An 11568-nucleotide genomic window follows, 5' to 3' on the forward strand; every position below is an offset into this window, starting at 1 on the left:
TTACCTGTAACGAATGGCCGGGTTAATTGCCGCGTACAACATATCGACAATGAGATTGATCAAGATAAATTCCAGCGAGAACAGCAAGACTTCAGCCTGAATCACCGGATAATCACGCATCTCCACGGAGTCCACCAGCAGACGGCCTAAGCCGGGCCAGTTGAACACCACCTCCACCACGATTGAACCTCCCAGCAAAAAACCGAACTGCAGGCCCATCATGGTCACTACGGGAATCATGGCATTACGCAGGCCGTGCTTCACCACCACCAGCGATTCGCGTACCCCTTTGGCGCGTGCGGTGCGCATGTAATCTTCCTGCATGACTTCGACGAAGGAGGCGCGAGTAAAACGCGCCATCACGGCGGCAACGGCTGCACCCAAGGTAATGGAGGGGAGAATGTAATGTTTCCAGCTATCTGCACCCACGGTCGGCAACCAGCCCAATTCCACTGAGAAGACCTGCATCAGCAGCATCCCCAGTGCAAAAGCCGGGAAAGAGATGCCCGATACCGCCAGCGTCATGCCGATACGATCCGGCCAGCGATTGCGCCACACGGCGGAGACAATGCCAATCGCCATACCAAAAATCACCGCCCACACCATACTGGTGAGCGTCAGCCACAGCGTGGGGAAAAAGCGCGCAGCAATCTCTGCGGATACCGGACGCTTCGATACCATCGACTGACCGAAATCCCCCTGAACCGCATTGAGAATAAAGTGCCAGAACTGTTGGATGAGCGGCTGATCGAGGCCCAAATCCTGACGCACCAGCGCGACGACGGACGCATCCGCTTCCGGGCCAGCAATCAAGCGCGCGGGGTCGCCTGGCAGCAGGTGAACGAACAAGAACACCAGCACAGCGACAATCAGCAACGTGGGAATCAATCCCAGAATACGTTTGAGAAAATAATTGAGCATGCAAAATCCTGCGCAGCATCGGCCAGCCTCGCAAGGCTGGCCGCGTCTGTTACTTCAGATCCGCCTCATCAAAATTGAATGAGGTATCAGGCATGACGTAAAAACCAGTGAGGCTTTTATTGTTAGCAGAGAGCAGTTGCTCCACCACCAGTGGGATCCACGGATGGTCATTCCAGATACGATCCTGCGCGTCTTTGTACAGTTTCGCTTTCTGGTCACGATCGGTGGTCTTCAGCGCATCACTGAGGTCTTTATCCACTTGTGGATTACTGTAGAACGCGGTGTTGAAGATCGCCGGCGGCCAAGACGTGGTAGCGAACAGCGGCGTTAGCGCCCAGTCAGCTTCGCCAGTGGAAGCTGACCAGCCTGTGTAGAACATTCGTACACCGCTTTCTTTCTGCCCCTTACTTTCAACTTCTGCCGCACGCTGGCCGGCATCCATCGCCGTCACTTTCACCTTCACGCCGACCTGCGCCAACTGCTGTTGAGTAAATTGCAGCACTTTCTGCGCGGTACTGTGGTTATGTGAGGACCAGAGTGTGGTTTCAAAACCGTTCGGGAATCCCGCTTCCTTCAACAGTTCGCGCGCTTTCGCTGGATCATATTTGATCGCTGGATAGGTTTGCGCAAAATCGATGGCGGGCGGCACAATACCGGTCGCTGGCGTGGCATAGCCGGCGAAAGCCACTTTGGCTAAGGCCTGGCGGTTGATAGCGTATTCCAATGCCTCACGCACTTTTGGGTTGTCGAACGGCTTCTGCGTGACGTTAAGGCTGATATAACGCTGCATGATCGAAGGCGTGGTCACCACATCAAGCTTGCTGTTGCCTTTTAACAGGCTGGCCTGCTCAAAGGGAACGGGGAAAGCAAAAGTCGCTTCGCCGGTCTGCAACATCGCCGCGCGGGTGTTGTTATCCACCACCGGGCGGAAGGTGATGCTATCCAGCTTCGGATAGCCCTTCTTCCAGTAACCGTCCCACTTCTTCACTTTAACAAAGTCGGTCTGGTTCCAGGTCACAAACTCATACGGCCCGGTGCCCACCGGATGGAAGCCGATGTCCTTGCCATATTTTTTAAGCGCGGTGGGCGAAATCATTACCGCAGCAGGGTGCGCAAGGTTATTGATAAAGGCCGAGAACGGCTGCTTCAGCGTAATCTTCACCGTGGTTGGATCGACCGCCTCGGTGCTGGCGACATACTTGAACAGGTTGTAGCGCTTGAGGTGATTATCTGGATTGCTGGCGCGATCGATATTGGCTTTCACCGCTTCAGCATTGAAGTCCGTACCATCCTGGAACTTCACGCCTGAGCGCAGCTTAATAGTGTAGGTCAAACCATCGCTGCTGGTCTGGTAACTCTCGGCCAACACGTTTTGCAGCTTCATGTCTTTATCGAAGCCAAACAGCCCTTGATAGAAAGCCTTGGCTACCGATTGCGACAGCGTATCGTTAGCATCATACGGGTCCATCGTCGTAAAGGTCGACGCCACAGCAATCACCGCGTCCTTCGCTGCCCACGCCGGCAATGCCAGCGCCGAACTCAACAACCCGGCAGTGATAACCCCTTTTCGCATAATGTGGTGCATTGTTATCGTTCTCCTGTAATCCCTGTCATGCGCGACATCCTGAGATGACGCGGTTGCTTGCTGCTAGGCACCGCTGATGGCGTGGCGGGCGACAAAATGCCCCGGCGCCACTTCCAGTAACGGTGCCACTTCCGGCTCATCGCCCAGCGGGCGAATCGGGCTGGGGATCTCATCCACCATTAACGCCCGCTCACGGTGACGGTGCGCCGGATCGGCGACCGGCACTGCGGCCATCAGTTTCTTGGTGTAAGGATGGCGCGGCTGCTCAAACACCGCCTGGCGTGGCCCCATCTCTACAATCTGTCCGAGATACATCACTGCAACACGATGGCTGATGCGTTCTACAACCGCCATATCGTGCGATATAAACAGGAAGGCGATGCCAAACTCGCGCTGCAAGTCGAGCATCAGGTTAATGATTTGCGCCTGTATCGAGACGTCCAGCGCCGAGACCGACTCATCGGCAATCACCACTTTCGGGTTGAGTGCCAGCGCGCGGGCGATACAAATACGCTGCCGCTGGCCGCCGGAAAACTCGTGCGGATAGCGCTGGGCATGCTCAGGCAAAAGACCGACTCGCTCCAACAACCAGGCCACGCGCTGCTCCGCCTGACGTCGATCCATGGTGTTGTGCACCAACAGAGGTTCCATAATGGAAAAACCTACCGTCAGGCGGGGATCGAGTGAGGCATAAGGATCTTGAAAGATAAACTGAATATCACGGCGCAACGAGGCCAACGCATGCCCCTGAAGCGCATCAATACGCTGGCCGTTGAAGGTGATGGTTCCCCCCTGGCTGGCCACTAAGCGCAGCAATGAACGACCGATAGTCGATTTGCCGCAGCCCGACTCCCCGACCAGCGCCAGCGTCTCCCCGGCGTAAAGGTCGAAGCTCACCTTCTCCACCGCATGCACGCGCCGCTTCACGCGGTTGAATACACCACCGCGAATATCAAAACGCGTCACGAGATCGCGCACCTGCAAAATCGGCGGTTCACTGGCACGCACCGTATCCTGCGGCGTCGCCGCTTCTTCACGGCCATTGGTATGCAGCAGCGGGAATTTTGCCGGCAATGGCTGGCCGCTCATCGCACCCAGTTTTGGCACCGCCGCCAGCAAGGCCCGCGTGTAAGGTTGCTGAGGGGCGTCAAACAACTGCTGTACTGGCGCACGCTCGACGACATCGCCGCGATACATTACCTGTACACGGTCAGCCATCTCCGCTACCACGCCCATGTCATGGGTGATAAAAATCACCCCCATCTGCATCTCTTTTTGCAGCACACGGATCAGTTGCAGAATTTGGGCCTGGATGGTGACGTCAAGCGCGGTGGTGGGTTCATCCGCAATTAACAATGCGGGCTTACATGACAGCGCCATCGCGATCATCACGCGCTGGCGCATGCCGCCAGAGAGCTGATGGGGATAGCGTGATAGCACATTGTGAGCTTCAGGAATACGCACCAGATCCAACATGCGCCGTGCTTCAGCCTGCGCCTGCTGGTGACTTTTCCCCTGATGTAAACGAATAGACTCCGCGATCTGTTCACCCACGGTGAAGACCGGATTGAGCGAGGTCATCGGCTCCTGGAAAATCATCGCCATATCAGCGCCGCGGACTTTACGCATCTGACTGGAAGACGCTCGCATCACATCCAGTACTTCGCCGTTGCGCCGCCGCAGTTGAATCTCGCCGGTCACTTCACCGCCCGCCTGTTGAATCAGGCGCATCAATGCCAGTGAAGTGACCGATTTTCCTGAGCCCGACTCACCGACCAACGCCAGCGTTTCACCACGATGCAAATCCAGAGACAGATTACGCACCGCTTCGGTAATGCGGCCTTCATGTTGAAATCGGACATTAAGGTCACGCACCGCCAAAACCTGCTCAGGCGCAAACTGCTGATGATCCGTCATGCCTGCTCCTTAGCTGTCGCGGTAAATCGCTACCTCTACTTCGCCACCTACATAGGCGAATCCTCGGTACATCCCCTCGCTGTTGAACGGCAGTGCCACATTGCCGTGGCTATCGATGGCAATCAGCCCGCCACTGCCTTCCAGCTCTTGTACTTTGTCATGAATGACATTGGCGGTGGCTTGTTGCAAGGTACGTCCGCCGTATTCCATCTGGGCCGACACATCATAAGCCGCCAAGGTGCGAATAAAGACTTCGCCCGTGCCGGTGCAAGATACGGCGACCGTCTCATTATTAGCGTAGCAGCCTGCTCCCACTAGCGGGGAGTCACCCACGCGTCCAGCTTGCTTGTTCGTCATGCCGCCGGTCGAGGTCGCGGCGGCCAGATTACCCTGAAGATCGAGCGCAACAGCACCTACGGTACCGAATTTGCGATCCGGGTCGAGCGGGTCATCGCCGTGAGACTGCGCTGCGCCGTCGTGATCGAGCAACATTTGCTGGCTGCCCAGCGCACGCTGCAATTGCTCCCAGCGTTCCGGCGTGGAGAAGAAATCGGCATCAACCTGTTCCAGCCCTTGCTCTGCCGCAAAGGCTTCTGCGCCAGCACCAATGAAAAGGACGTGAGGGCTGTTTTCCAGCACCTTACGCGCCGTCAAGACTGGGTTACGGATGTGACTGACACCCGCCACCGCACCAACGTCAAGCGTACGACCATCCATAATGCTGGCATCTAGTTCATGCGTCCCCTGATGGGTAAATACCGCACCTTTACCGGCATTAAAGAGGGGACACTCTTCCAGTAAACGCACCGCTTCGGTGACCGCGTCGAGCGCGCTGCCGCCCGCCGCGAGGATTTGCTGTCCAGCGGTAACGATTGCGTTCAATTGCTGACGATAATGCTGTTCTTTTTCGGCGCTCATCGCTGCACGTGTAATCGCGCCTGCGCCGCCATGAATTGCGATAACTGCTTTAGCCATAACCGGTACCCTGTCCAGGAATCAGAGCCAAAAATACTGATTTAGAATGGTTTTCATCTTTTTTTGGCAATTTTCGACTATAGAAAGCCACTTCCAGCTTGTAAAGCAGAAAGTGTATCAGCGGTCATAACCTTTTAATGTGGATTATGCTTTTTTTGTCACATGTGACTCCGTAGAGAAATGCCACCATAATAGGCAGCAATTGAAATTAACCAGGCAGAGATGGACATGGAACCTTTTACCGCAGGATTGATCTCCCTTGAAGATGCGCAGCAAAAGATGCTGCAACAGCTCACCCCCATCAGCGATTGCCTGAGCGTATCGCTGTTTGAAGCCGCCGGGCGTATCACCGCGAAACCAATCAGTTCACCCTTGGATGTGCCGCCATTCGATAACTCAGCGATGGACGGATACGCCGTACGTCTTCATGACGTGGCGGCCGATCGCCTACTCCCCGTCGCGGGCAAAGCCTTTGCCGGCGCCCCTTTTAATGGTGTGTGGCCTGAAGGCAGCGTGATTCGCATCATGACCGGCGCACCCGTTCCTGCGGGTTGCGATGCGGTGGTGATGCAGGAACAAACCGAGCAGCGCGATGGCGGCATCGTCATCACCGCTGAGGTGCGCAACGGACAAAATATTCGCCGTATTGGTGAGGATATTCAGGCGGGAAAACAGGTGCTGGACGCCGGTGTTCGCCTGGGTGCTGCCGAGTTACCGTTGTTAGCTTCATTGGGCATTGCAGAAGTCAGCGTGCTGCGCAAACTGCGCGTGGCGATTTTTTCTACCGGTGACGAACTTCAGGCTGTGGGACAACCGCTGGCAGAAGGCCAGATATACGACACCAACCGCTTTACCGTCTCCCTGATGCTGAAAAAACTGGCGTGTGAAGTGATCGATCTGGGCGTGATTGCCGATGATCCCGAGGCATTACGTCAGGCGTTCAGCGAGGCGGATCGCCAGGCCGACGTAGTGATCAGCACCGGTGGCGTATCAGTAGGCGAAGCCGACTTTACCAAAGCGATGCTGGAAGAACTGGGCGCCATCACCTTCTGGAAGCTCGCTATCAAACCTGGCAAGCCTTTTGCCTTTGGTCGTCTGGCCAACAGCTGGTTCTGCGGCTTACCCGGCAATCCGGTTTCTGCGGCGGTGACCTTCTATCAGCTAGTACAACCGCTCTTAGCCACCTTGACCGGCCAAACCACACGCATCATGCCACTGCGTCAACGTGCGCGCGCCAGCCAGCGCCTGAAGAAATCACCCGGCCGACTCGACTTTCAACGCGGCATTCTCAGCCGCGGTGAAGATGGCGTATTGGAAGTCCGCAGCACCGGCGCGCAGGGTTCACATGTGTTCAGTTCCTTCGCACTGGCCGACTGTTTTATCGTGTTAGATCGCGAGCGTGGTGATGTTGAAGCCGGGGAATGGGTGGAGGTTGAAGTCTTCAACAACCTGCTGGAGGGCTAATGGACAGTGAGCTGAGTAATGAAGAGATGCTGCGCTACAATCGCCAGATTGTGCTGCGCGGCTTCGATTTTGACGGGCAAGAGAAGCTGAAAGCCTCGCGCGTATTGGTGGTCGGCTTGGGTGGCCTTGGCTGTGCCGCAGCCCCCTATTTGGCCTCCGCGGGCGTAGGGCATCTTACCCTGCTGGATTTCGACACCGTCAGCCTGAGCAATTTGCAGCGCCAGATTCTGCACAGTGATGCCACCATTGGTCAGCCCAAGGTGGAGTCTGCGCATCAGCAGCTGACGGCGATTAATCCGCATTGCCAGCTTGAAGCGATGAATGCCCAATTGGATGATGCACAACTCAGCGCACTGATTGCCCGTCATGATGCGGTAGTCGATTGCACCGACAACGTCAGCAGCCGTGAACAAGTGAACCGCTTATGCTTTCAGCACAAGGTTCCGCTGATCTCGGGCGCGGCCATTCGTATGGAAGGCCAGCTCAGTGTGTTCACCTGGCAACAAGGCGAGCCTTGCTACCGCTGCATTAGTCGTCTGTTTGGTGAGCAGACGTTAAGCTGCGTAGAAGCTGGCGTGCTGGCACCGCTGGTCGGTGTCATGGGTTCAATGCAAGCGTTAGAGACGATAAAAGTGCTAACGGCGTGGGGACAACCTGCCAATGCACGATTGCTGATGTATGACGCAATGAGCGCGGAGTTTCGCAGCCTGAAGGTGGCGCAAGACCCGCACTGTGAGGTGTGCGGGAACTAAAAAGGTGCGCATAGCTGCGCACCGACGCCATTACTCCTGCGGGAAGATAGTGCCCTTGTTCATGATGCCGTTCGGGTCAAACGCAGTTTTCAGCGCCTGAAGAATTGGCCATGCGCTGCCATGTTCCTGCTTCGCCCACTGCACACGATGCTTGCCAATGCCATGGTGGTGCACCATGGAACCGCCCAGTTTCAGCGTCTCCTCCACAATCATCCCATTCAGTGGCACATGGTATTTCGCCATCTCCTCTTCTGGACGGCAATCCACCACGTTGTAATCATAAACGAAGTACATGTTGGTACCGTTAATGTAGCTGTGGGAAGAGTGTCCCCCCAACATGGTGATGTCTTTGGCATGCGGAAATTCGTTACGAATACGCTTCAGTACATTTTCATAAATCGCGTTGATCGTTGACCAGTCACCGGACACTTCTGTGGTAAAGCCCATATTGCCGGTGCGCTTGATAAAATCGCGTTCCGCTTGCACTTTCTCAGGGCCCCAATTCAGGTTTTCAAACCAGGTTTGAATGAGCTTGCTGTCAACCTGCTGGCACTCGCTATGTTGAGCGACAATGGCTTCGATCCCTTTGCCATTGGCTTCACTGATACCCGCGCTTCCTTCCGCCATGAAAATCAACACGCACTTATTGTTTGAGAAATGACTAAAGTGTTGGTTTGCATCTTCAGGATCGTAAAGGCGCGCAATCGATGGTCGGTAACCGTCTACCATGACTTCGCGTAAAATTGAGAAACCGGTTTTCATTGAGTCCAGTAAATAGCCATAAAAGCGGTTGTTCTCTGGCTGATATTTAAAGATCTTCACTGTCACTTCGGTGATGTAACAAAGCGCCCCTTCATTGCCGATAATCACATGGCGAATATCTGGGCCCGCAGCGCGACGCGGTACGTTTTTAATGCGCGTAATATCCCCGTTAGGAAATACAGCTTCCAAGCCGACTACCATATCTTCAATCGCACCATATAGCGTCGAGAACTGTCCAATACTGCGCGTCGCCACCAGGCCGCCCATCTGCGCCAGCGGCTTCGACTGCGGTGAGTGACCGGTGGTGTAACCCTGTGCTCGCAGCTGGTTTTCCAGCACTTCGAGCGTAACGCCGCACTGTGCGGTGACCTGCATATTTTCGATATCAATCTTAAGGATCTGATTCATACCCGAACCGTCCAACACCACCGAGTTTGGCGCAGCCGTTTCCAGCCCTCCTTCTGTGGCAGATGCCCCGGTGCGCGGAACACCATTAATTTGATGGCGATTCATAAAAGCTAAAATATCGGATACCTGTTGTGTATTCTGTAATTTCACTACGGCGGCGGGGATAGGCATGGTGTAAACGCCATGAATATCGGCATATTTACGAAAACGATCGTGGCTACTACGGCGTAATTCCGCTTCGTCAGTTACCACTTGCTGCGGACCAGCGATCTCTTTTAATTGCTCAACAATAGCTTCACGTGACAGCGTCATAATCTATTCCTCTCAATTAACGAACTCGATATCCACCATCAACTACCAGCAAATGGCCGTTGACGTAATTCGATGCGCGACTGGCTAAATAAACCATCGCGCCCATTAAATCTTGCGTATCACCCCAACGGTTGGCAGGAATATGGTCCAGCACGCGTTGATTCGTTTCAGGATTACTGCGTGTCGCCGTGGTAATGGCCGTGGCGTAATAGCCTGGCGCGATCCCATTGACCTGAATATTATATTGACCTAACTCATCACAATACGCTTTGGTTAATCCCGCCAGTGCATGCTTGGTGGCGGAATAAGCCGGTGACCATTGACCACCCAACCAAGAAAAAAGTGAGCAAATATTAATAATCTTACCGCTCTTCTGCGGCACCATTATTTTGGCGGCCTGATGGCTCATTTCGAAAGCAGCGGTCAGGTTAACGGAGATCATCGGATCCCAATCCTCTCGCCCAAAATCGAGCACCTGATTGAGCTTACAAATACCGGCGTTGTTGACCAGAATATCCAGCCGACCAAACCGCTCCAGACACTCGGCAACAATGCGCGCGGGCTCACCGGCCTGGGTGATATCAGCTTGCATAAACTCAGCTCTAACACCCTGCTTTTCAATGAGTTGTTTTGTTTCTGGGTTAGCAGGTGCCAGGTCGGGAATAAAAACATCGGCCCCCGCTTTTGCCAGCGCGATCGCAAAGGCCTGGCCCAGGCCGGTGTTGCCGCCAGTGACGATGGCGCACTGCCCTTGTAGTGAAAAGAAATCGAGTGAAAATGCATCGAGCGATTCCGTCATGGTTCCATCTCCTGGTCTGAATAACGGGCAATAAAAAAGGAGAAAAGCAAGCTCCTTCGCAGTGAAGCGAAAGAGTTACTTTTCTCCTGATCTCGAGTAACTGTTAATTACGCTAGCACGGGCATTTAAAAATAAAAAGCGATCGACATCACAAAAAGGGGTATAACAAAAAGCACGCTTAAATAAGCATCAAGGGAGGTTAAGTTCATTAAAATATATAAGAAAAAACCGAGTCACAGTATAAAACGCATTCTGTGATTTTCTTCACAGTGCGTTGATATCCTGCTGTGCTAAAAATGTCGCCTGTTACTGTCTGAGACCAAGAGAAAAGTAACTTTCCGCTACTGCGGAAAGGACGCTTTTCTCTTTTTTTTGTTTCTAATTTGGGGGCGAAGATGCAAACCAAAAACTTAACCCGCTGGTTAACATTAGCGGTAATTAGCATCAGCGGTGGCATCAGTTTTGATTTGGCCTATTTACGCTATATCTATCAAATTCCCATGGCGAAATTTATGGGATTTTCAAATACTGAAATCGGCATCATTATGAGCACCTTTGGCATTACTGCTATTTTGCTGTATGCGCCAGGCGGTTTAATTTCTGATAAATATTCCCATCGCAAAGTGATGTCAGGGGCCATGATCGCCACTGGCATATAGGGTGCCATCATGGCGACCTATCCACCGCTGTGGGCCATGCTGCTGATTCAAGTCGCCTTTGCCATAACCACCATACTGCTGCTGTGGTCTGTATCGATCAAGGCGGCTTCCCTGCTGGGTTCTCGCGATGAACAAGGCAAAATCATGGGCTGGATGGAAGGTCTACGCGGCGTCGGCGTCATGGGGTTGGCACTGTTCACGGTTTGGGTATTCGCTCAATTCCATCCTGACGATCCCAGCAGCCTGAAAGCGGTGATTCTGATCTACAGCAGTACCTACGTCGCCCTTGGCATTGCCTGCTGGTTCCTGGTGAGTGACGGCTTTGCGCACGAGGAGCTGGAGGAGCAATCCACTTTCAGCCTGCACCATGCGCTGGGTGTGCTAAAAATGCCCACCACCTGGTACTGCAGCATGATCATTTTTGGCGTGTATACCATCTACGCCATTCTCAGTTACTCCACCAACTATTTGTCCGAAATCTATGGCATGTCACTCGTGGCGGCCAGTTATATGGGCATCATTATCAACAAAGTGTTCCGCGCCATTTGCGGTCCACTCGGCGGCATGGTCACCAGTTACAGCCGCTGGCGTTCACCGACTCGCGTGATCCAGTTCCTTTCTGGTCTGTGTCTGGTGGTGATTGCTTCGCTCTATTTTGTAACCCGTTCCCCGGTCAGCCTGGCACTGGCAATCGGCTTGATTTTGTTGATGGGTTTCACCTGCTACGCCTCGCGCGGCCTCTACTTTGCGTGCATTGGCGAGGTGGATACACCTAAACAAATTCTTGGCACCACCATCGGTATCTGCTCAGTGATTGGCTTCCTGCCCGATGTGTTTGTCTATCCACTGGTGGGTTACTGGCAGGATACTCTGCCGCCTGCCCTTGCCTACCGCAACATGTGGATCATGGGAGGCTGCGCCAGCCTGCTGGTGCTGTTGTTTACCGCATTACTCATTAGCCAAATCAAGCGGGTCTCACCTGCTGGTCAAGCCGCGCCATTAAAAGGAGTCTAA

General features: G+C 54.0%; 8 protein-coding genes and 1 pseudogene. 3 read left to right on the top strand and 6 right to left on the bottom strand.

What is annotated here, in order from left to right; genetic code table 11:
* The 4 genes from gsiC to F3J38_RS06335 form a co-directional block, all read right to left on the bottom strand.
* Nucleotides 1–921 (bottom strand): glutathione ABC transporter permease GsiC, encoded by a 921-nt coding sequence (gene gsiC / locus F3J38_RS06320; RefSeq protein WP_167136127.1) that lies wholly within the window; start codon nucleotides 919–921, stop codon nucleotides 1–3.
* A gap of 49 nt (nucleotides 922–970) precedes the next feature.
* Nucleotides 971–2506 (bottom strand): glutathione ABC transporter substrate-binding protein GsiB, encoded by a 1536-nt coding sequence (gsiB, locus tag F3J38_RS06325; RefSeq protein ID WP_167136129.1) that lies wholly within the window; start codon nucleotides 2504–2506, stop codon nucleotides 971–973.
* 63 nt (nucleotides 2507–2569) lie between these two features.
* The gene (gsiA, locus tag F3J38_RS06330; RefSeq protein WP_167136131.1) at nucleotides 2570–4423 is read right to left on the bottom strand and encodes a glutathione ABC transporter ATP-binding protein GsiA; all 1854 of its coding nucleotides are present in this window, start codon (nucleotides 4421–4423) and stop codon (nucleotides 2570–2572) included.
* Nucleotides 4424–4432: 9 nt separating this feature from the next.
* Entirely contained in the window at nucleotides 4433–5398 is a 966-nt protein-coding gene (locus F3J38_RS06335; RefSeq protein WP_167136132.1) for an isoaspartyl peptidase/L-asparaginase family protein, read from the bottom strand.
* A 228-nt stretch (nucleotides 5399–5626) separates the two neighbouring features.
* On the opposite strand from F3J38_RS06335, the gene moeA reads away from it, so the two are divergent.
* Nucleotides 5627–6862 carry a molybdopterin molybdotransferase MoeA gene (gene moeA / locus F3J38_RS06340; RefSeq protein WP_304623125.1) on the top strand — a complete coding sequence of 412 codons (1236 nt, stop codon included), beginning with the start codon at nucleotides 5627–5629 and terminating at the stop codon, nucleotides 6860–6862.
* On the top strand, nucleotides 6862–7614 hold the full coding sequence (moeB, locus tag F3J38_RS06345) for a molybdopterin-synthase adenylyltransferase MoeB (protein ID WP_167136136.1): 753 nt from the start codon (nucleotides 6862–6864) through the stop codon (nucleotides 7612–7614). The genes moeA and moeB overlap by 1 nt, the downstream gene beginning before the upstream one ends.
* A 30-nt stretch (nucleotides 7615–7644) precedes the next feature.
* Here moeB and F3J38_RS06350 read toward each other — a convergent pair whose 3' ends face one another.
* A complete protein-coding gene (locus F3J38_RS06350; RefSeq protein WP_167136138.1) occupies nucleotides 7645–9096 on the bottom strand; it encodes an FAD-binding oxidoreductase in 1452 nt (483 codons plus the stop codon).
* A gap of 16 nt (nucleotides 9097–9112) precedes the next feature.
* Nucleotides 9113–9895, bottom strand: a complete 783-nt coding sequence (locus F3J38_RS06355; protein WP_167136140.1) for an SDR family oxidoreductase — start codon at nucleotides 9893–9895, stop codon at nucleotides 9113–9115.
* A gap of 395 nt (nucleotides 9896–10290) precedes the next feature.
* Here F3J38_RS06355 and F3J38_RS06360 point away from each other — a divergent pair.
* Nucleotides 10291–11568, top strand: a pseudogene (locus F3J38_RS06360) (MFS transporter).

It is taken from the genome of Candidatus Pantoea formicae, assembly GCF_011752625.1.
GTDB lineage: Bacteria > Pseudomonadota > Gammaproteobacteria > Enterobacterales > Enterobacteriaceae > Pantoea > Pantoea formicae.

Coding starts and splice junctions, on each gene's coding strand:
- moeA (WP_304623125.1), top strand. CDS start 5,627: ATGGAACCTTTTACCGCAGGATTGATCTCCCTTGAAGATGCGCAGCAA.
- gsiA (WP_167136131.1), bottom strand. CDS start 4,423: ATGACGGATCATCAGCAGTTTGCGCCTGAGCAGGTTTTGGCGGTGCGT.
- F3J38_RS06335 (WP_167136132.1), bottom strand. CDS start 5,398: ATGGCTAAAGCAGTTATCGCAATTCATGGCGGCGCAGGCGCGATTACA.
- F3J38_RS06350 (WP_167136138.1), bottom strand. CDS start 9,096: ATGACGCTGTCACGTGAAGCTATTGTTGAGCAATTAAAAGAGATCGCT.
- F3J38_RS06355 (WP_167136140.1), bottom strand. CDS start 9,895: ATGACGGAATCGCTCGATGCATTTTCACTCGATTTCTTTTCACTACAA.
- gsiC (WP_167136127.1), bottom strand. CDS start 921: ATGCTCAATTATTTTCTCAAACGTATTCTGGGATTGATTCCCACGTTG.
- gsiB (WP_167136129.1), bottom strand. CDS start 2,506: ATGCACCACATTATGCGAAAAGGGGTTATCACTGCCGGGTTGTTGAGT.
- moeB (WP_167136136.1), top strand. CDS start 6,862: ATGGACAGTGAGCTGAGTAATGAAGAGATGCTGCGCTACAATCGCCAG.